Below are 20,093 nucleotides of genomic sequence, written 5' to 3' on the forward strand. Positions count from 1 at the left end.
GTTCAGACCTCACTTTCGTTCCATGGTTGGGTTCCGTCGGACTTCGGTGGTTCCTGCCCGGCCCTGCGCCGGGTCAACGCCCAGTCCCGGGGCACCTTGATCAGGGCGATGATCCCGACCGGGATCAGGAAGATGATCATCAGGGTGGACAGGAACGAGCCGCCGATCAGCAGGGCCAGCAGGATGCCTGCGGTGACCGCGAGCCCGGTGATCACCTGGCCGAACTTCAGCCCGGCCTTCCGGGCGACGGCCATGGACATCAGGATCGGCGCGGCGCCGATGATGCCGCTGATCACGCTGTCCGTGGACAGCAGGGTCCACAGGAACAGGATCCCGGGCAGCACGATCCAACTCGCGATCGTGATCCCGAGGTTCAGCTTCTTCTCCCGGTCCTCCCGCTCGCGTACGACCGCGGTGGCCGTCTCGGCGAGCTCGTCGGCAAGGCGGCCCATCGCGGCCTCCGCCTCGGCCGTCGAGTTGATCACCGGAGGCTCGAACACCATCCGGTCACCCTCGGCGGGCACCCCGGCCCAGCCGAGGGTACGGTCGGCGAACTGCTCCAGCTCGTCGGCGGACTGCCGGAGTTGATCACGTCGGTATTCGGCGCTGGCCGCGGCCGTCCCGGCGCTGTCCAGGTCCCGCCGCTGGCCGGCGGCGTCACGGCGCTGCCGCTCCCGCTCCAGGTCACGGGCCCGGACGATCCCGGTCAGGCTCTCGGCGTAGCTACGCCACTGTGCCTCGGGATCGTACGGTGCGTTCATGACGTCCCCCATCGTCGCACCAACGGCTCGGCGTCGTCCGGATTGAGCGGCGCGAACGGCACCACCGGGATCGGCTCCGGGTTGATCCCGTCCCAGACCAGCGCCCGGTGCGGCTCCGAGTTCCACCGGACCCGCGGCCCGCACACGGTACGCACCCCGTCCAGCGGATGCCGGAGGAACACCGCCGCGTTCACGTCCGCCCTGGTGTAACTCAATTGGGAGGTCGCGACCGGCAGCCGGTTCCACCAGCCGTACGTGATCAAGCCGCCCGCCGGGCCGTCGCGGACGACCTCCTGCAGCACGTCTTTCGGGCTGGTGAAGGTGCCGGGCACCTGGACGGCCATCCGGGGCACCGCGTGCAGTCCGTACGCGATCAGGTACGTGGGCTGGGCGATCCGGCCCTCCTTGAGCCTGGTCCGCAACTCGAACAGCGCGTCGATGATCTTGGCCGGACCTTCGACCACGTCGACGCCGCAGCCGAGCCCGGCCAGCACCGTGGTCAGGGCCTGGCGATGTTGATCAAGGACCGGGTCACCGGCGACCGCGTCCATGATCAGGAACTCCGGCCGTGGACCGGTCTCAGCCAGTGCCGAGGAGAGGGCCAGGCCGCTGAGCACGCCCCAGGCGTCGGCCGGTCCGTCGCCGAGCACCAACACGCCGGCACCCGGCTCCGGCCGCGCCTCGATGGTGACCGGCTGCTCGGTCACCGCGATCGGCATCCCGGCCCAGGCCGCGACCCCGGACCCGATGGCCGGCTGCGGCGCGGCGGCCAGGTCGAGCAGGCGGGCCGGCTCACCGACGTGGAAGATCCGCGGCGGCCGTGCTGCCGGACCGGCCTTGTCGAACAGCTGCCGGCGCAGGTCGGCGAGCTTCGGCTTGTCGGCGAAGGTGACCAGGATCTGCCGGTTGTCGTCCGGGCCGCCGAAGTTCTGGTTCAAGATCGCCTGGCCGCGGAACCGGAGCAGCCCGGCCGCCCGGTTGCCCTCCCGGAGGATCGCCTGGGAGTCGGCGGCGGTCGTCTTCAGCGCGAAGCGGACCGGCACCTGGCCGAAGATCGAGCCGCGCCGGGTGGCGAGCCGGCTCATCCCGTCCAGCGTCTGTGTCGCCAGCACCAGGTGCACGCCGTAGGCGCGACCCAGCCGGGCCAGCCGCTCCAGCAGGCGGGCGGCCTCCTCGGCGATGTCGTCGTCGTCCTCCAGCATCACCTGGAACTCGTCCAGCACCAGCAGGATCCGTGGCGGCCGGTCCGGCTCCGGCGGATAGTCGGACAGGTCGGCGACGCCACGCTCCTTGAACGTGTCACTGCGCCGCGCCAGCTCCTCCGTGACGTGCCGCAGCACGGCGAGGCCGAACGTCCGATCGCTGTGGACGCCGAGCACCCGGGCATGCGGCAGCCAGACGTTGCGGTCGGGACCGGGCCCGAGCGCCGAGAACTCCAGCCCGTGCTTGAAGTCGAGCAGGTGCATCTCCAGATCGGACGGGGCGTAGCGGGCCGCCAGTCCGTGGATGAGCACCAGCAGCAGATTGGACTTGCCCTGGCCGACCGCGCCGCCGATCAGCACGTGCGGCAGCGCCGGGTTGGCCGTCCGCAGCCGCAGCTCGACCGGGTCCCGGTCGTCCAGGCCGACCACCGTCCGCAGCTCGTCGTCGACCGGCTGCCACCACTGCGACGGATCGGGCAGCGTGCCCTCGAACGGGACCACCGGCAGCTCGGCCCTGGTCGCCAACCCGATGATCGACTCGGCGACGCCGGCGGTCGTCGCGGCGTCCAGGTCCGCGTCCAGCCGCACCGGAACCTCCGGCAGGCAGCCGAGGGTGACGGCGTCGCCGCGGATCTCGACCGGGGACAGCAGTTCGATCAGCTCGTACGGATCGACGCCCCGCTCCGGAGTCACCGTGGTGTCGCAGCCGACCAGGAAGGTGAGGCCGCGGCCGGCTCCGGTGCGGACCAGCCGCAACAGGTCCTGCTGCATCGCCTCGTCGATCCCGGCCGGGTAGTCCAGCAGCAACAGCACCCGGTACGGATCGAGGGTCCAGCCCTGCGCGGCCATCATCGCGCCGAACGTGGCGAAGCCGGTCTCGGCGAGCCGGGCCGCCCGGGCGGCGGAGACGTCGATCAGCCCGTCCACCGTGGCGCGCAGGTCGGCCGGGGTCCGGATCGGCCGCGGCAGCAGGTCGGGATGGCCGCTGCTGACCGAGCGCAGCACGCCCATCACCCCGGTCAGCTGCGGATCGTACGTGTCGATCCGGACCAGCCAGGGCTGGGCTGCCGCGAGCAGCCGGACCGCCACCGAACGCAGCAGCTGGTGGGTCGAGCCGGCCTGGTCGGCGATCACCGACCAGCCGCTGGTGCCGAGCAGCGGGGCGATCACCGGCAGGGCCGGCTCACCCGGTACGTCGAAGTGGCCGACCCGCACCCATTCGGCGGTACGGCCTCCGACGGATTCCGGGTTGCCCCAGGCCGGCGCGTCCGGCGGCATCGAGGCCAGGCCCGGCGCCAGCTGCCGTACCGCCTCGTCGATGGTCGGCGCCGCCGCCCGCGCCGCGTCGGCCATGGCCCGCGCGACCTGGAGGTCGGCGGCCGAGGCCGAGTCGATCGAGTGGCGCAGCGCGGCCTCCCGGTCCAACGCCCGGCGATGCTCGTCGTCGGCGACCTGGCGGGCCGCCCCGGCCACCTGACCGGCGAGTCCGCCGAGTCCGCGCAATCGAGCCTGGAGGGCGCTCTTGCCTGCCCACCACTTCGATCCAAGGCGCATCGAGTGACCTTTCCGTGCCCGTGACCTCAGGTCCCAACAGCCGGGGACGTACGAGCGCCTGAGCATACCGGCCGGGGATGACGCCGGCAGGGGATCGGCACGGTGATCAGCCGAGGATCATGCTCCGACGTAGTCGGCGAGATGGCGACCGGTGAGGGTGGTCGATCGGCCGGCGATCAGGTCGGCCGGGGTGCCCTCGTAGACGATCGTGCCGCCCTGGTTACCGGCGCCGGGGCCGAGGTCGACGATCCAGTCGGCGTGCGCCATCACGGCCTGGTGGTGTTCGATCACGATCACCGACTTGCCGTTGTCGACGAGGCGGTCCAGCAGGCCGAGAAGCTGTTCGACGTCGGCCAGGTGCAGGCCCGTGGTCGGCTCGTCCAGGACGTAGACGTCGCCCTTCTCACCCATCTGGGTGGCCAGCTTGAGCCGCTGCCGCTCGCCGCCGGACAGGGTGGTCAGCGGCTGGCCGAGGGTGAGGTAGCCGAGGCCGACGTCGGCCAGCCGGTCCAGGATCTTGTGCGCGGCGGGAGTCGCGCCGGGCCCGGTCGCGAAGAACTCGGCCGCGTCGGCGACCGACAGGGCCAGCACCTCGCTGATGTCCTTGCCGCCGAGCTTGTATTCCAGGACTTCGGCCTGATACCGCTTGCCGTCGCACTCCTCGCAGACGGTCGAGACGCCGGCCATGATCGCGAGGTCGGTGTAGATCACGCCGGCGCCGTTGCAGGTGGGACAGGCGCCGTCGGAGTTCGCACTGAACAGGGCCGGCTTGACCCCGTTCTCCTTGGCGAACGCCTTCCGGATCGGCTCCAGCAGCCCGCTGTACGTGGCCGGGTTGCTCCGCCGGGAGCCGCGGATCGCGCCCTGGTCGATCGTCACCACACCGTCCCGGCCGGACACGGAGCCGTTGATCAAGGAACTCTTGCCGGAGCCGGCCACGCCGGTGATCACGCAGAGCACGCCGAGCGGCAGGTCCACGTCGACGTCGCGCAGGTTGTTGGCGTTCGCTCCGCGTACCTCCAGCACGTCCGTCGCGGACCGGACCGACTCCTTGACCGAGGCCCGGTCGTCCAGGTGCCGGCCGGTCAGGGTGTCGCTCTTGCGAAGATCATCGACCGTACCCTCGAAGACGATCTCGCCGCCCGCCGAACCGGCGCCCGGACCAAGATCGACCACGTGGTCGGCGATCGCGATCGCCTCCGGCTTGTGCTCCACCACGAGCACTGTGTTTCCCTTGTCCCGAAGGCGGATCAGCAGGTTGTTCATCCGCTGGATGTCGTGCGGGTGCATGCCGATGGTCGGCTCGTCGAAGACGTACGTGACGTCCGTCAGCGACGATCCGAGATGCCTGATCATCTTCGTCCGCTGAGCCTCGCCGCCGGACAGGGTGCCGGCGGACCGGTTCAGCGACAGGTAGCCGAGGCCGATCTCGACGAACGAGTCCAGGGTCTCCTGCAGCTTCGACAGCAGCGGCGCGACGGACGGCTCCTTCAGCCCGCGCACCCAGTCGGCGAGTTCGCTGATCTCCATGGCGCAGGCATCGGCGATGTTGATCTTCTTGATCTTGGACGACCGGGCCTGCTCGCTGAGCCGGGAGCCGCCGCAGTCGGGGCAGGTCTGGAAGGTGATCGCCCGGTCGACGAACTCGCGGATGTGCGGCTGCATGCCCTCCCGTTCCTTGGACAGCATGGACTGCTGGATCCGCGGGATCAGCCCCATGAACCAGACGTTGACCCCGTTCACCTTGATCCGCGTCTGCTCCTTGTAGAGCAGGGTTTCCAGCTCCTTCTTGGTGTACTTGCGGATCGGCTTGTCCGCGTCCAGGAAGCCGGAGTTCTTGTAGATCGTGCCGTACCAGCTGTCCCCGGTGTGGTTCGGCACCAGCAGCGCGCCCTGGTTCAGCGACAAGGTGTCGTCGTAGAGCTGGCTGAGGTCGAAATCGGAGACCCGGCCGACGCCCTCACAGCGCGGGCACATGCCGCCGATGATCTTGAAGTCGCGCCGTTCCTTGACGGTGCGGCCGCCCTTCTCGAAGTTCACCGCGCCGGCGCCGCTGATCGAGGCGACGTTGAAGGAGTACGCCTTCGGGGACCCGATGTGCGGCTTGCCGAGCCGGCTGAACAGGATCCGGAGCATGGCGTCGGCGTCGGTGGCGGTGCCGACGGTCGAGCGCGGATTCGAGCCCATCCGTTCCTGGTCGACGATGATCGCCGTGGTCAGCCCGTCCAGCACATCCACCTCGGGCCGGGCCAGCGTCGGCATGAACCCCTGCACGAAGGTGCTGTAGGTCTCGTTGATCATGCGCTGCGACTCGGCCGCGATCGTATTGAAGACCAGCGAGCTCTTGCCGGACCCGGAGACGCCGGTGAACGCGGTCAGCCGGCGCTTCGGGATCTCCAGGCTGACCTCCTTGAGGTTGTTCTCCCGGGCGCCGTGGACGCGGATCAGGTCGTGACTGTCCGCCGGGTGCCGGTCCGCGGATTCCTTGCGGGCGGTCTGTTTCCGGGTCCTCGTGGCGGTGCTCATCGGGTCTCCATCGTGGTAGCGGGGGACGGTTGGTTCCTGATGCCGATCTAATCAGTCATTCGTCCTCGAGGAGGCCGAGGACGTTGCCGTCGAGGTCGGTGAACGTGGCGACCCGGCGACCCGGGCCCACCGGATGCGGCTGCTCCTGCACCGTGCCGCCGGCCGCGACCACCTCGGCCAGCTTCGCGTCGAGGTTGCCGACGTGCCAGTAGGCGACCGGTGCCGCCGGGCTCTGCGGGCCGCCGGACGGCACCAGCCCGATGTGCTGACCGGCGACGTCGAAGCCGACGTAGTACGGGGAGTCGGCCTGCGGCTCGAGGCCGAGCAGCGCCGCGTACACCTTCTTGGCGGCGGCCAGGTCGGCGACGGGATGCAGGACGGTCTTGATGCCCTCGATCGGCGAGTCGGTCATCGGATGCTCCTTGGGTGGTTGACGTGTACGACGCGTTCACGCTAATCGCGGCAGGGAGCCGGGCACTTCTCGATTCCTGATCGATCAGGACCGTCCGCGAAGGTCAGCCCGCGATGATCTTGCTCACCGCGACGGCCAGCCGGTCGTAGTCGTCCACCGTGTTGTACGGCGCCGCGGCCAGCCGCACCTGGCCCCGTCCGTCCCGGAAGGAGACCGCGGCCTCGATCGCGTACTCCTCGGCCAGCCGTTCGCCCAGCCGGCGGGCCTGCTCGGCGTCGGTGATCGCGTCGGGCAGCCGGACCAGCCGCATCGTGGGCGCCGGGTGCACGGCAAGGCCGTCCAGCGAGGTGCCGAACGCCTCGGCGAGCAGCCGCTGGCCGGTGCCGACCAGGTCGGCCTGGCGCTGCACCTGGTCCCAGCCGCCGAGCCGGTCCCAGAAGTCGAGGCCGTCGCCGAGGGCGAGCCAACCCGCGTAGTCCCAGGTGCCGGGGTGGTCGAACGCCGGTGCGTAGCCGTCGTTGAGCTGCCAGTTCATCGTGCTCGGGAAGGTACGGTCATGCAGGCCGCACCGGGTCCACAGGGCTGCGGTGCCGCGCGGCGTGTAGGCCCACTTGTGCAGGTTGCCGACCCAGTGCGCGACGCCGAGGCCGGCGATGTCGGTCGGCAGCGTGCCGGGCACGTGCGCCGCGTCGGCCAGCACCGGCGCGTCGACGGTGGCGGCGATCGCGGCCACCGGCAGCACGGTCGCGGTGGGCGCGGTGATCTGGTCGACGACCACCAGCCGGGTCCGCGGGCCGACCTGCCCGGCATAGGCGGCGATGATCTCGTCGTCGTCCGCACCAAGATCGAATTCCGCGATCTTGATCATGGCGCCGCGGCGGTCGGCCCAGTTCTGGGCGGCGATTCGTACCGCTCCGTAGCCGTGGTTGCTCAGCACGAGTTCGTCCCCGGCCGTGAGCTCGAGCGAGGCGAGGACCGAGGAAACCCCCTCGGACACGTTGCGGACCAGGCCGATCGAGTCCGGGTCGACGCCGAGGAACGCGGCGGCCCGCTGCCGGGAGTTCTTGATCAACTGCGGCAGTTCGCGGCCGTTGAAGCGGTGCGGGTTGCGTTCGGCGCGGTCGCGCCAGGCCTCGGCGGCGCGGCGGACGACGATCGGGGCGCAGCCGAAGGCGCCATGGTTGAGATGGAGGACGTCCGGATCGAGTCCGAACTCGGCGAGAAGATCGCGGTTCACGGGCTCTCAGCGTACGCGGGGCGGGAAGGTTTCAGCGCCGGGATCCCGGTATGTCGGAGAGCGAGTTTCCGGGTGAACGGCGGCCGAACCCTGTCTCGCGCGAATGCCGTACCCATTGAACGAGGGCGATCCGTGTGATTGTTTTCCCTGTATGAGAAGCCGCCTGTTGGTTCTTGCCGCCGGTCTGGCGATGGTGCTGGGGGTGCTCGGTCCGGCCACGGCGTCGTCGGCCGCCGAGCTGTCGTACGCGGGCATCCGGATCGTGCGGGCCAGCCCGGGCACGCCGGGAGTTCCCGAGGTCACCCTGTCGGAGGGTTATGCGTTCGTGGCGGGGGAGAAGTTCCACGTCGCCAGTCCCGCCGAGTACTACACGTTCATCGAGGGGCCGCGCAACGAGGCCGGCATCACGGTGACCGTGCGCTGGCCGGACGTCAAGATCAGCGACATCGTGTGGCGGGACAGCCATCTGCCCTTCGACCGGCCGGCCCGCGACACCGTGACCTTCACCGTGCCGGTGACCGCCGCGACGACCAACGCCGAGCAGCCGACCATCCAGGTGTGGAGCTCCATCCCGACCGTGCCCGGCGTCCAGTGGCGGATCGAGCACAACGACCCGGACCGCGTCGCGGGCCCGTGGACGACGGTGGCCTGGCCGGCCGGGCAGGTCACTTCGGTGATCAGTTACCTGGTCGCGACCGAGGCCGTACTGAAGGATTCCGGGCTCGCCGCGACGGCCGCCGGGAAGGGCCACACCTGGTATCTGATGGGCTTCGAGACCAACAACACGCTGCACCCGGACAACCCGCCGCACTGGCACCTGGCCTACTACGCCGGCCCGAACACCAGCGCCCAGGCCTACCTGCCGCACTTCTGGTTCGACAAGCTCGGCAAGAACTTCTACAACGGCATGGACGTCTCCGGCCAGGGCCGCCTGAAGTTCTACGTCGGCGACCCGGCCCCGATGTACGACTTCGCCGGCAACCTCGTCGCCACCACGGTCATCCGCGAGGACGGCGGGCTGGACATCATCAATCCCGAGAACCTGACCTATTCGATCAAGCCCGGTCGGGATGCGACCTTCCTGAACGAGATCAACGTGTCCCGGGACGGCAAGCCGTGGCTGACCATCCGTACCTCCGACGATGTGAAGCGTGGCCTGATGATCTTCACGGTCACCGACCGGCAGCGGCCGGGGCAGAGCCGGAGCACGGTGTACGAGTACGACCGGCTGACCGGGGTGTTGAAGCCCTAAAGCTCCGAGTCGGACATTACCCCGGTCCCGGTGACGATTGGGCCAGCGCTATGGTCGATTCTCAGGGGTCTTCTTGGGTGATTCGCTAAGTGTATGTAGGTAGGTTGTGGTCCAACGGGGCTGCGGGAGTTGCGGAGAATTGTATTCCCAGATCCCCACAATGCGTCAGGATTCAGCGGGGAGGACTTGGACATGTTGACGAAAGTTCGAGCCATCGGGCTCCTGTTATCTGTGTTGGGACTATCGCTCTTCTGGTCGTCGGGCGTGAGTGTTGCTGGCACGGTGACTACTGGCGAATCGAGGGAATTGCGTGATCCCAATGATTGCCTGGATACGTTCGATGTCTGGACAAGTGAGAACGGCAACACTCACATTGCGTACTACGGCAGCAAACTGCCGTTGGTTAACAATCCTGGCACTCTAAAGATTTGGGCGGATGGAGTCCATCTGGTGGACTGGGGGGTTCGCAAGTCAACACACTACGATGCCAAGAATCTGCAGGCGCACGGCGGTGAGACGATCTACGTTGAACTCCACGAGAGTTGGTACATCCGCTGTTCGGGATACTATCAGGCATGACGAACAGTGTTCCTGAGAATCTATGCATCGGCCTAGAACCTGGACCTGGAGTGGTGCAGAGGCTCCTGCACTTCAGCGCTGAGGACCGCCAGGCCAGGATCGAGGCTAGAACCTCATCGGGAGTCACGGTGGTGCTCACGGTGCGGGAAGTCGACTCTGAGGAACTGATTGATCGGCGCGTTGCTGCGGCATCGCTCGGAATTTCAGCTATGAAGTCTGCACCAGACCATGTGGCGGCACGGCGGGAGATAGACCGTGCCATTAACGGCGATTGGATCGGGTCCTCGCTCGTCATCAATTCAGTTCCTCATGCGGTCGAGTGTTTTCAGTTGATCTCAGGCGCATGGGTCGGCCATGTGAGCTACGGAGAGTTAGGGATTCTCGTGGGCGTCGCAGGGGCGCATCTGCATTCGATCAGGCTTGCGACCATTGCGCCGGCGCAGCTAACGGATCGAGCCCCGAGTTGAGCGAGACCCGGTCTGTCGATTCCTGCCAGCGCACCAATCGAGTGTCGAGATGTCGACCTCGATTGCGCTTGTACGAATCGTGCCCGGCATAGGTGGCGATGATCTCGTCGTGCCTCGCACCGAGCTCGAATTCCGCGATCTTGATCATGGCGCCGCGGCGGTCGGCCCAGTTCTGGGCGGCGATCCGTACCGCTCCGTAGCCGTGGTTGCTCAGCACGAGTTCGTCCCCGGCGGTGAGCTCGAGCGAGGCGAGGACCGAGGAAACCCCCTCGGACACGTTGCGGACCAGGCCGATCGAGTCCGGCTCGACGCCGAGGCACGCGGCCTCGGTGACGTTCACGGTGCCGGTGACAGTTGCGACCACGAACGCCGAGCAGCCGACGATCCAGGTGTGGAGCTCCATCCCGACCGTGCCGGGCGTCCAGTGGCGGATCGAGCACAACGACCCGGACCGCGTCGCGGGCCCGTGGACGACGGTGGCCTGGCCGGCCGGGCAGGTCACCTCGGTGATCAGTTACCTGGTCGCGACCGAGGCCGTACTGAAGGATTCCGAGCTCGCCATCACGGTCATCCTGGAGGAACGGCGGGCTGGACATCGTCAATCCCGAGAATCGGACCTATTCGATCAAGGCCGGCCGGGATGCGACCTTCCTGAACGAGATCAACGTGACCCGGGACGGCAAGCCGTGGCTGACCATCCGTACCTCCGACGACGTCAAGCGAGGCCTGATGATCTTCACGGTCACCGACCGGCAGTGGCCGGAGTGCAGCCTACGAGTACGACCGGCTGACTGGGGTGCTTAAGAGTTGAACTGCACCTCGGTCGGCTGGCGGGGTTCACGTCTGGCTTGCGATCCTGGTCAGAGTAGCCACGGTGCCAGCGCCCCCCGTGCGTTCCGTCAGTGCGTCGTTCGAAGCCTGACTCCGAGTGGCGTTCACCTTGGTCACCTGCCAGGTGGCTCCTGCGAAGTCGAACGTGTCGCCTTCACCGACCTCGAGGTCGCGGGCTCCGGACTCCTCGCTCAGCCCGAGCCTCAAGAGTGGTCGTCCATCATCGTGTGTCCGGCTGCTTCCGGTGACATAGCCGGCGATGCGACCATTGCGGTAGACGCTGATCCGGCGAGCAGTCTGAACTGTCAGAGACTCCGGAAGGTCGTTGGTCATCTGTCCTCATTCCAGTGTTGAATAGTAGCCGACGCGACTTCCGTCGGACTCGTATCTGCGAAACAACTCCCAGAAGGAATCGGCATCCAACGGGGGAGGATTCGACGATCTGCCGAATTCGTCGACACCCCAAGGATTGCGCAACTGAATCTTATCGGTGGTTACGTCGATTACCTCGTATACGTGACTAAACGAGAAGACGTCCGGTGGATATGGTGCGATTTCGTTACCACGTTGTTCACGGGATCCCAGGACGATCGGTTTTCCTTCGCTGAGCTTCGATCGGAGCTCATCGAGGAGCGCCTGTGCTCCTGCTTGTTCGTCGGGTATGCGTCGTGTTTCTGCTGCTTCGCCGGTGATCTCGGCAAGCAGGTTCGTGCGTTCCGACACGGTTGACCCGAGGTTGAGTCTGTCGTAACCAGTCGGTGATGCGTCAGGTGATGGTGGCAGCTGAAGATCGTTCCTGTCGGCATCGATGTCGCCCTTGAGGTAATGGACCCATTCAGACTGCCAGCCAGAACGTTCGGCCTGACTCCACGTCTGGTCCTGAGCGGCTACGACCTTTTCGAGAATCGCAGCCCAGCCTGAACGGTCAGCTTGGATCCCGGCGAGTGGACGGGCCGATTCGTCCGTCCGGACGGGGAGTTTGTCGTTGAGGTGATAGGTGGTGGTGTCGCCGTTCGGTCGTACAACTGGGTCGACTTGAGTGGCGCGATCTACGTTGTGAAGTGTGATCTCAAAGGACCCATCGCCGGTCTGCCTGATGCAGTTCGTGATTGCGTCAGGACGATGTCCTGCGATGGCTCCTAGGGTGGCTACGATCCCACAGTCTCCGACAGTCCCTTGGTTGCTTTGTTCGCGTTGGGGCGGCCCATCGAACAAGGGGATTGTTCGCTCTGTATCGCGGACGAGATACCGTTCGTTCACGGTTGGCGAAGCATCGGCATCATAGTCCGTCGTTGCACCGAGATCGCCGACTACGTGGTCATGGTTGGCGCGTTCCCTGGATGTGTTAACGTCCAGTAATTCTGGAGTGGTGGTCTCGCTGGTCTCCTGATTTCCGCGCTCCGCCGCTTCTTCCTGGAGCGGCATCCGAGGCTGACCCATTTCTGTCGGAATCGGATCTTCGATACGCGGTTCCGCGTCCGCAGCTGTCGTCATGCGACCGTGTCGCGCATCTGCGGAGACGGTCAGGGTGTCATCGGCCGACGGGCCACCTTCCGCTTCCGTGCTGACGTTCTGATCCGTGTGATTCTGATCAGGACGAGGTGTATCGACGGCGTCAGGCGTGCGTGGTTCGGCTGATGTGGCGAGGCTTTTCGCAACGTCGGCACGGTCCGCTGCGCTGTGCTCGCGGTCGGTGCCGGAGTCGATGGATGTAGAAGGAGATTGGTTGTCGGCATCCTCGACCCGTTCGTGATCTTGGGAACGGCTTTCGGTGCCGGTGCGGTCCGCGATCTCGGTCACGGTCGCAGACTGCGGACTGCCACTGGCATCCGACGGGCTGTTGCGTGCTTCCTGGGTCTCGGGATCGTCGGTCTCGTGTGGGCCCGGTTCGTCGGTCCCGCGGTCGCTTTCGGGTCGTGGCCGACCAGAGGTGTCCTTGGTGCCGGCGCTGGGGTCGAGTGCCTTCGGATCGTCGGCCTCCGATTCCGAGTCAACGGCGGATTGTTCACTGACCTCTTCGAGGCGTTTGCTCAGTTCGAAGCGGATCTCGGCGCCGGTGCGGCCCTTGGCGTCGGTGACGACCGAGCGCCGCGGACGCTCCTCGATCTTCACGCCTGAGGAGTCTGCGCTCACCGCTGCCGGATCGTCGGCCGATCGGGCCGACTCGTCGCCCGCACTGTTCTTGTCGAGATCCATCACGTACCCGCCTTCGTTCCGGTAGCGCTCGCTCGGTCGGCCCGAGTGGCTTCGGCGAAGTGCTCGGCGGGCCAACTGCAGTCAACGAAGTCCTTCAGGATCTCGCCGAGGCGCGAGTCCCAATGGTGATCATAGGGATCGGCTCCGACGGCTGCGAAGAGTCGAGGTTCGGCATCATGGCCGAAAGCGATCGGGTACGCGTTCTCGTCGCGCAGGTTGAGTTCCCGGTCGGCACGCTCGGTCGCGTGCTGCAGCTTCTCGTCGGGCGTAGCCCCGGGGATCGGTTCGTCGATGGTCCGCTCCCATTTGGCGATCCGGACTTCCCAGTCCGCAAACATCTCTCTGGCGAGGACGACCAGTTCGTCTCGCACTGCGTGCCAGCGGTACGGACGAGCGACCCGGGTGACGTCGAGCACGGTGCTGGCCGCGTCGGCGCCTTCCGCGACCATGGATCGCAGGAGGGCCGCGACCTCGTCGGCAAAACCGGAACTTCCCACGGGCAAGACCGTCGCCCGCGCTCCAATGGCTTGATCAACTGCGTGCGAAAGGGCACAGTCGCGGGCGCGTGCGTCCATCATGATCAATTGGGTACGGAACCGTTCCTCCGGCACCGGCGTGGCCCAACCCGTCAGGTGGGCGACGACGGCCAGTTCGGCCCAGATGGTGATCAAGGGGGCTGTGTCGAGGAGCCGCTCGGCGGTACGGATCTGGCGCAGGGTGCATGGGATGGTGTCTTGGCAATCGGTGCCGCAGGTCGAGCTGCGGCGACCGACAAGATCAGCAGGGCCGTCCGGGACCGCCTCGGTCCGCTCGCGGGTCGTGCCGTCGGGCATGGCGGCGAGCAGGGGATAGTCCATGCCGTCGGTGAAGACGGCGGCTTGGCCGGGGGTGAGGGTGACCAGGTAGTCGGATTGGGCGTCGGTGATGTTCATGGTGGCGCCGACGGCGTCGCGGTCGTCCTGGGCGGGCAGCCGGTGGACGATCTTGATCGCGGTGTTCTTGATCACGTCGGGGAGCAGCTTGGACGGGATCTGCTCGGCGATGATCAAGCCTTCGCCGTACGCGCGGATCTCGGCGAGCAGGTCGGCGAACATCTCGACGGCGTGGGCGGCCGGACCCTCGGTGGCGTTGCGGAGCAGGCGGTGCGCCTCCTCGAAGACGCTCAGGTGGCGCAGCCCGGTCAGCCGTAGTTGATCATGTTTCTGGAGCAGGCGCAGGTGCTCGACGAGCCTGATCAACACCGTGCCCATCAGGAACGCCTTGTCGCGGTCGTCGCCGACGTCCTCGATCTCGAACACGACGTTGGACCGGAGCAGAGCGTCCAGGTCCAGGGGATGGCCGCCCTCGAGGAACCGGCCGGTGGTGCCGAGTCGCAGGCTGGCCAGCCGGACCGAGATGAAGCCGCGGACGTTGTCGGTGATCTCGCGGCCGTACCCGATGTCCTCCACCACGGCCATCGCCGTCCGCTGCAGATCGGCCAGCGTCGGATAGGCCGGATCGGTGCCGGCTTCGGCCGGCTCGCCGAGCGCGAGGTCCCAGCCGGCTTCCTCGTAGCACCGGGTCAGCGCGGCCGACAGGACCTGCGGGAACGGCTCGTCCGCCTCGAAGGCGGCCAGGAACAGGGCGCGGACCAGGTCCAGGTGGGTCTGCAGCGGATAGCGGCGGCCTTCGGCGTCGACGCCGGGCTCGAGCGGATTGAGGCCGGCGGGTACGGCGTCGGGGTCACCGGGCCGGATCGCGATCACTCGGTGTCCGGTGCCGGCCAGCCGGGCGGCCATCAGCCGGTACTCGGCCTTGGCCGGTTCGACCACCAGCCAGGGCAGGCCGGCGACGGCGGCGTTCTCCAGCATGCCGCGGATCGTCTGCGACTTCCCGGCGCCGGTCGCGCCGCAGACGAAGGTGTGCCGGTTCAGGCTCGACCTTGGTACGGCGAGCGGCCCGGCCGGCAGCCGGTTCCGGTCCAGCACGGTGCCCAGTGGTAGACCGGGGCCTGCGGTCTCGGCTCCGATCAGGGGTTCCGGCGTCACGTCGAACTCCGGCCGGAGCCGGAACCGTACGCCGGGCAGCTCGACCGACGGCGGCGTCGCGATCGCCGCCAGCAGCTGGGTGCTGACGTACCCGCCGGTCGGATCGTCGTCCGCCATCAGCGCCTCGTCGAAGGCGGAGGCGGTGCGGCCCGGCCGCAGGGCGTACGGAAGCTGGGCGGTGTCGGCCGACGCACAGACCAGCGCCGCGATCCGGCGTGCGGCCTCGGGAGTCTCGCCACCCGCCGCGAAGCCGATCCGCCACAGGCCGGTGGTCGCCGCCTGGGACAGCTCGCGATGCCGGGCCTCGAGCCGCGAGGTCAGGACCGCGTAGTCCGGGGACGACTCACCGCGGGCCGCGGCGCGACGCTTCTCGTTGCCGACCGCCGCGACCGCCTCGTCGAGGTCGTCGTCGGCGACCGGTTCGGCGATCAGGACCCAGCTGAACGGCCCGTGCCAGACCCCGAGCAGGCAGTCCTCCAAGGTCGGGCGCAGCGGCTCCGGCGCGGCGGGCTCGGGCCGGTCCTCGACCAGCAGCGAATCGCTGACCACCGAGATCGCCGCCCAGGAGGGAACTCCGCGCAAGGTCGCGGCGAGTTCTCCGGGCTGTTCCAGCCGACCCCGGCCACCGGCCGGCAGGCTCAGCAGCGCCGACTCTGCATCCTGCGCCGTCGCCGAGACCAGGCCGGCCCCGGCGATCCGTACCTCCACCGGACCGGATGCCGTTGCGCGGTGCCAGCACAGCACCACCGGACCCGAGTCGGCGTGAAAGGCGGAGACCAGGGCAGCGAGCCGGCGCTGCCGATCGGTCGGCCGCGCATCGGCCCCGCCGGAGTCCGTCGAGGTGGGCAGCCGGGGGAGTTCGGACAGGACACAACCGGCCAGACCGTCCAGGCCGTCCGCCATCGACCGCCGACTCCCGCTCGTCATGATCACGCACGATAGCCCGCGCCGCGGCTGCGGATCGAGCTCCCCGACGGGTCCCGGAGACTGATAATTTGAGAATCCATAGTCCCTGACCCGGCATCCGGAGTCCCGCCCATGACCTCTGCGAACTCGAGCAACCGTGATCTCGAAGCGCGCTCGCGGCTGTTCGAGCCGGGCGAGCGGCTGGGCTGGCAGTTCCGGGACCGGCTCGGTTTCGTCCGGCCCTTCTCCGAAGCGGAGCCGGAGCAGACGCCGCTGCCGTCCTGGATCCGAAACGTCTCGCAGGCCGCGGCCAGCCGGTTCCAGAGCCGGCGCAACCTGGCCGCGATCCTGTTCTGGGTCGGCACGCTGATCTCGCTGGGGCTCGGGCTCTACAACGCGCTGTTCGTGCCGGGCGGGGACTTCTTCCGGTTCTTCATCGGCGGCATCATCGTCACGATCGTCCTCGCGCTGGGGACCGTGATCTTCGGCTGGACCGGGCGCGGCCGGCTGGTCCGGACGGCGGCCAAGCTCAGCGAGGAGGCCGCCGACCAGGACGTACAGCGTCGCACGGACTGGCTGGATCGCCAGCTGGACTGGGATGTCGGCGAGCGGGAGCGGGTCGACCGGCTGCCCGAATGGGGCGCGATCGCGACGCCGCCGGAGACCAGGCGGCTGGACATCTTCGGCGGCAACATCTGGTCCTGGCAGGCCTTTCTCACCGTGTACGGGACGTCGGCGCTGGCCCGGCACCCGGTGATCCTGCTCGACCTGTCCCGCGAGGTGGTCAGCGAGGAACTCGTCCGGGCCGCGGAGGCGGCGCGGGTCCCGATCGACGCACAGCTGCTGCCGAAGGATCTGGCCACGACGACCCTGTTGACCGAGCTGACCTCGGGCCAGTTGATCGACGCGCTGATCGAGTCGATGTACGGCGACGAGGAGGGGACCGCCCGGGCGGAGCGGACGATGGACCACCGGCTGCTGACGGGGCTCGCCAAGGAGCTCGGCGACTCGGTGACGCCGGCCCGGCTGGCGGCCGGACTGCGGGCCATGATGGACCACCCGGACGACGACGGCGTGCTGTCGGCCCGGGAGCGGAACCGGATCGCCGACGAGGTGTTCCCGGCCGAGTACCGCCGCCAGTCGGCGGAGCGGCTGCAGCGCCTCGAGTCGTACCTGCAGCCGTTGCAGCGGCTCGGCGCGGAGGTGGAGCCGCGGGACCTCGGCTACCTGACCTGCATGGCGCTGGCCAGCGAGGGCAACAACGCGACCGCGGACTTCCTGACCGACCTGCTCGTGCAGTGGCTGACCCACCGGATCACGGCGAACCCGTACACGAGCGAGCCGGAGGTGATCATCGTCGGCGCCGACGCGATCAAGCTTCGGCACCTGGAGCGGCTCTCCGACGCCTGCGAGCGGCGCGGCATCCGGATCACGCTGATGTTCCGCAACCTGCGCGGCGAGGCGGAGAACTTCATCGGTCGCGGCATCGCCGGATTCATGCGGCTCGGCAACGCGGCCGAGGCCGGCCGGGCGGCCGACCACATCGGCCGCGAGCACAAGTTCGTGATCAGCCAGATCACCGCGACGGTCGGGTCCAACGAGACCCGGACCACCGGCGACACCTGGGGTCACAGCGAGACGATGGGCGTCAACGTCGGCACCTCGGTCGGCTGGAACCGCAACTGGGGTAGCGGTACCAACCGCAAGGCCGAACTCTTCGCGCCGGACGAGTCGCACAACTCCTCCAGGGGGTACTCGAAGAGCGAGAACACCAACGAGGGCCGCAACTGGTCGTCGTCGCGCAACTGGTCGGCCACCCGCTCCTTCGCCGAGGGCACCAACTGGAGCGAGGCCAAGTCCAATCAACGCGTGCAGGAGTACGTGGTCGAGCCGAACGTGCTGCAGAACCTTCCCGAGCACGCGATGCTGCTGGTCGAGCCGCAGCGTGGCCAGCAGCAGCCCAACCTGGTGCCGGTCGAGTTCGACCCGGCGATCGTGACGCTGCCCGGCGTCAGCATGGAGCCCCTCGCGGAGGTCGCCGAACCGGCCGAGCATCCGCTGGACGGCGCGGCGCAGGAGCAGCCGGCGCTGACCGCGGAACGCACCGGCGGGTTCACCCTGGACGACTTCGAGGCCGACGATCTCCTGGCGGACCCGGAGCCGGAGCCGGTCCGGGAAGAACGCGGCCGGACCGGGGACGTGCAGCGATGACCGGCCCGGTGGGCCTGGGGTTCGTCACCGGGTTGCACGCGCTGATCGCGGCCGCCGACAGCGGCAACCTCGCCTGGTCCCCGTACTCGGTCACCGAGGCACTGCGGCTGGCCCTGGCCGGAGCAGCGGGACGGACCCGAGACGAACTGGCCGCGGTCCTCGACGACGCTCCGGGCGGCGTGGCCTTCCCCGAGGGCGTACGGGTCGCGAACACCGTCTGGGCCGACACGAACGTCCCGATCAAGCCGTCCTACGACGCCGCCGCGCTGCACCTGGCCGACTTCGCCGGCGACCCCGAGGGCGCCCGGGTTGCGATCAACGCCGACGTCGAGAAGACGACGGCCGGGCTGATCCAGGATCTGCTCGGGCCGGGCACCGTTGACGGCGGAACCCTGGCGGTGCTGGTGAACGCCCTCCATCTCCGGTTGCGGTGGCTGCGGCCGTTCGAGCGGTCGGACACCCGGCCGCTGCCGTTCCACACGCCGGCCGGCACGCGGGACGTGCCCACGATGACGCACCGCGGCCGGCTCGAGTACGGGGCGGCGGCCGGCTGGCAGCTCGTCACGTACGTCAGCCGCGCCGACTCCGGCCACAGCCCGGGCGACCTGGTGCTGGACGTGCTGCTGCCGGACGATGAGCTGACCGCGCCGAGCGCCGCGGACCTGAAGGCGTTGTACGGCTCGGTCCGGCCGGAACAGGTTGACCTGAGGCTGCCCCGCTTCGACGCGAGCGGCAGCGCGCTGCTGGCCCCGCCGCTTCGCCGCCTCGGACTCCGGACCTTGTTCACCGACGACGCCGACCTGTCGGGCCTCAGCGACGTGCGGATCAAGATCAGCGAGGTCATCCACCGGGCCGTCCTCACCGTCGACGAGGAGGGCGCCGAAGGTGCGGCGGCGACGGCGATGATCGCGCGGGCCGGAATGGCCGCCGCGCCGCCGATTCCGGTGCACGTCGACCGCCCGTTCCTGGCGATCATCCGGGACCGGCCGAGCGGGGCCGTTCTGTTCCTGGCCCGGATCACCGCTCCCTAGGACACCCGGGCGATGATCTCGCCGTGCAGGATGGAGAACCAGCCGTCCTCGCTGTCGGCCCAGGCGTGCCAGGCCGCGGAGATGCGGGCCAGCTGGTCGGTGGTGGCCAGTCCGGTGTCAACCAGCTGGCGGGCCAGGGCCGACTGCAGGATCCGGTCCGCCCACATGCCGCCCCACCAGGCCCGGTCCTCGGGCGTGCTGAAGCACCAGGTTGACGAGGTCGCGGTGACGTCGGTGAGGCCGGCCTGCTGGGCCCAACCGAGCAGGCGGCGACCGGCGTCCGGCTCGCCGCCGTTGGCCCGTGCGGCCGCCTGGTAGAGCTCCAGCCACTCGTCCAGCTCGGGCAGCAACGGCCACCAGGCGAACGCGCGGTAGTCGCTGTCCCGCACCGCGATCAACCCGCCCGGCCGGGTCACCCGGCGCAGTTCGCGCAGCGCCTGCACCGGGTCGGCGACGTGCTGCAGCACCTGGTGCGCGTGGCTGACGTCGAACGCGTCGTCGGGCAGTTCGAGCGCGTGCACGTCCTGCACCGAGAAGACGACGTTGGTCGCGCCGCGCTCCGCGGCCAGCTCGCGGGACAGCGCCAGCTCGGCCTCGCCGACCTCGGTCGCGGTGACCTCGGCGACCCGCCCGGCCAGGTCGACCGTGATCGTTCCGGGGCCGGCGCCGACGTCGAGCAGCCGCTGGTCGGCGCGCAAGTGGGGCAGCAGGTGGCCGGCCGAGTTCTCCGCGGTACGCCAGCGATGCGACCGCAGCACCGACTCGTGATGTCCGTGCGTGTACGTACTCAACGCAATCCTCCGTCCATATCGAGAGATTAAGTGTCTCATACCGCAGACTTGATCATGGATTCGGTCGCCGTCGGTGCCGAGCGGCGCGGGTTCGGATTCCCTTAGGCTGG

Annotated in this window: 14 protein-coding genes; 4 read left to right on the plus strand and 10 right to left on the minus strand. The window is 68.5% G+C overall.

Annotated features, from left to right (window positions below; genetic code table 11):
- Nucleotides 1-2 precede the first annotated feature (2 nt).
- The 5 genes from ACFQU4_RS25045 to ACFQU4_RS25065 form a co-directional block, all read right to left on the minus strand.
- Nucleotides 3-761 carry a hypothetical protein gene (locus tag ACFQU4_RS25045; protein WP_377497214.1) on the minus strand — a complete coding sequence of 253 codons (759 nt, stop codon included), beginning with the start codon at nt 759-761 and terminating at the stop codon, nt 3-5.
- A complete protein-coding gene (locus tag ACFQU4_RS25050; protein ID WP_377497216.1) occupies nt 758-3,517 on the minus strand; it encodes an FtsK/SpoIIIE domain-containing protein in 2,760 nt (919 codons plus the stop codon). The genes ACFQU4_RS25045 and ACFQU4_RS25050 overlap by 4 nt, the downstream gene beginning before the upstream one ends.
- 117 nt (nt 3,518-3,634) lie before the next feature.
- Nucleotides 3,635-6,043 (minus strand): ATP-binding cassette domain-containing protein, encoded by a 2,409-nt coding sequence (locus tag ACFQU4_RS25055; RefSeq protein ID WP_377497218.1) that lies wholly within the window; start codon nt 6,041-6,043, stop codon nt 3,635-3,637.
- Between the two features lie 55 nt (nt 6,044-6,098).
- Nucleotides 6,099-6,455 (minus strand): VOC family protein, encoded by a 357-nt coding sequence (locus tag ACFQU4_RS25060; protein WP_377497220.1) that lies wholly within the window; start codon nt 6,453-6,455, stop codon nt 6,099-6,101.
- Between the two features lie 103 nt (nt 6,456-6,558).
- Nucleotides 6,559-7,692 (minus strand): aminotransferase class V-fold PLP-dependent enzyme, encoded by a 1,134-nt coding sequence (locus ACFQU4_RS25065; RefSeq protein ID WP_377497222.1) that lies wholly within the window; start codon nt 7,690-7,692, stop codon nt 6,559-6,561.
- Between the two features lie 166 nt (nt 7,693-7,858).
- On the opposite strand from ACFQU4_RS25065, the gene ACFQU4_RS25070 reads away from it, so the two are divergent.
- Together ACFQU4_RS25070 and ACFQU4_RS25075 are read left to right on the plus strand one after the other, a co-directional pair.
- The gene (locus tag ACFQU4_RS25070; RefSeq protein ID WP_377497224.1) at nt 7,859-8,944 is read left to right on the plus strand and encodes a hypothetical protein; all 1,086 of its coding nucleotides are present in this window, start codon (nt 7,859-7,861) and stop codon (nt 8,942-8,944) included.
- A gap of 192 nt (nt 8,945-9,136) precedes the next feature.
- Nucleotides 9,137-9,523 (plus strand): hypothetical protein, encoded by a 387-nt coding sequence (locus ACFQU4_RS25075; protein WP_377497226.1) that lies wholly within the window; start codon nt 9,137-9,139, stop codon nt 9,521-9,523.
- A 414-nt stretch (nt 9,524-9,937) separates the two neighbouring features.
- On the opposite strand, the gene ACFQU4_RS25080 is transcribed toward ACFQU4_RS25075, so the two are convergent.
- From ACFQU4_RS25080 to ACFQU4_RS25095, 4 genes are all read right to left on the minus strand, one after another.
- Nucleotides 9,938-10,393: a hypothetical protein gene (locus tag ACFQU4_RS25080; protein WP_377497229.1), complete on the minus strand. Its 456-nt coding sequence runs from the start codon at nt 10,391-10,393 to the stop codon at nt 9,938-9,940.
- 434 nt (nt 10,394-10,827) lie between these two features.
- The gene (locus tag ACFQU4_RS25085) at nt 10,828-11,154 is read right to left on the minus strand and encodes a hypothetical protein (protein ID WP_377497232.1); all 327 of its coding nucleotides are present in this window, start codon (nt 11,152-11,154) and stop codon (nt 10,828-10,830) included.
- A 6-nt stretch (nt 11,155-11,160) separates the two neighbouring features.
- Nucleotides 11,161-13,017: a hypothetical protein gene (locus ACFQU4_RS25090; RefSeq protein WP_377497234.1), complete on the minus strand. Its 1,857-nt coding sequence runs from the start codon at nt 13,015-13,017 to the stop codon at nt 11,161-11,163.
- The gene (locus ACFQU4_RS25095; protein ID WP_377497236.1) at nt 13,017-15,971 is read right to left on the minus strand and encodes an ATP-binding protein; all 2,955 of its coding nucleotides are present in this window, start codon (nt 15,969-15,971) and stop codon (nt 13,017-13,019) included. Before ACFQU4_RS25095 ends, ACFQU4_RS25090 begins: the two co-directional genes overlap by 1 nt.
- Before the next feature lie 111 nt (nt 15,972-16,082).
- Between ACFQU4_RS25095 and ACFQU4_RS25100 the strand changes: the two genes are divergently transcribed.
- Together ACFQU4_RS25100 and ACFQU4_RS25105 are read left to right on the plus strand one after the other, a co-directional pair.
- Nucleotides 16,083-18,161 carry a hypothetical protein gene (locus ACFQU4_RS25100; RefSeq protein WP_377497238.1) on the plus strand — a complete coding sequence of 693 codons (2,079 nt, stop codon included), beginning with the start codon at nt 16,083-16,085 and terminating at the stop codon, nt 18,159-18,161.
- Nucleotides 18,158-19,192 (plus strand): serpin family protein, encoded by a 1,035-nt coding sequence (locus tag ACFQU4_RS25105; protein ID WP_377497241.1) that lies wholly within the window; start codon nt 18,158-18,160, stop codon nt 19,190-19,192. Before ACFQU4_RS25100 ends, ACFQU4_RS25105 begins: the two co-directional genes overlap by 4 nt.
- On the opposite strand, the gene ACFQU4_RS25110 is transcribed toward ACFQU4_RS25105, so the two are convergent.
- Nucleotides 19,189-19,983, minus strand: coding sequence for a class I SAM-dependent methyltransferase (locus ACFQU4_RS25110; protein WP_377497243.1), 795 nt, complete (start codon nt 19,981-19,983; stop codon nt 19,189-19,191). The two genes, ACFQU4_RS25105 and ACFQU4_RS25110, sit on opposite strands and share 4 nt — an antisense overlap.
- Between the last annotated feature and the right edge of the window lie 110 nt (nt 19,984-20,093).

The sequence above is a fragment of the Microlunatus sp. GCM10028923 genome, from assembly GCF_042666975.1.
Taxonomy (GTDB): domain Bacteria; phylum Actinomycetota; class Actinomycetes; order Propionibacteriales; family Propionibacteriaceae; genus Microlunatus.

Bases quoted from the DNA above. Each gene is read 5' to 3' on its own strand.
- ACFQU4_RS25045 (WP_377497214.1), bottom strand. From the start codon at position 761: ATGAACGCACCGTACGATCCCGAGGCACAGTGGCGTAGCTACGCCGAG.
- ACFQU4_RS25050 (WP_377497216.1), bottom strand. From the start codon at position 3,517: ATGCGCCTTGGATCGAAGTGGTGGGCAGGCAAGAGCGCCCTCCAGGCT.
- ACFQU4_RS25055 (WP_377497218.1), bottom strand. From the start codon at position 6,043: ATGAGCACCGCCACGAGGACCCGGAAACAGACCGCCCGCAAGGAATCC.
- ACFQU4_RS25060 (WP_377497220.1), bottom strand. From the start codon at position 6,455: ATGACCGACTCGCCGATCGAGGGCATCAAGACCGTCCTGCATCCCGTC.
- ACFQU4_RS25075 (WP_377497226.1), top strand. From the start codon at position 9,137: ATGTTGACGAAAGTTCGAGCCATCGGGCTCCTGTTATCTGTGTTGGGA.
- ACFQU4_RS25080 (WP_377497229.1), bottom strand. From the start codon at position 10,393: ATGGAGCTCCACACCTGGATCGTCGGCTGCTCGGCGTTCGTGGTCGCA.
- ACFQU4_RS25085 (WP_377497232.1), bottom strand. From the start codon at position 11,154: ATGACCAACGACCTTCCGGAGTCTCTGACAGTTCAGACTGCTCGCCGG.
- ACFQU4_RS25090 (WP_377497234.1), bottom strand. From the start codon at position 13,017: ATGGATCTCGACAAGAACAGTGCGGGCGACGAGTCGGCCCGATCGGCC.
- ACFQU4_RS25095 (WP_377497236.1), bottom strand. From the start codon at position 15,971: ATGACGAGCGGGAGTCGGCGGTCGATGGCGGACGGCCTGGACGGTCTG.
- ACFQU4_RS25100 (WP_377497238.1), top strand. From the start codon at position 16,083: ATGACCTCTGCGAACTCGAGCAACCGTGATCTCGAAGCGCGCTCGCGG.
- ACFQU4_RS25105 (WP_377497241.1), top strand. From the start codon at position 18,158: ATGACCGGCCCGGTGGGCCTGGGGTTCGTCACCGGGTTGCACGCGCTG.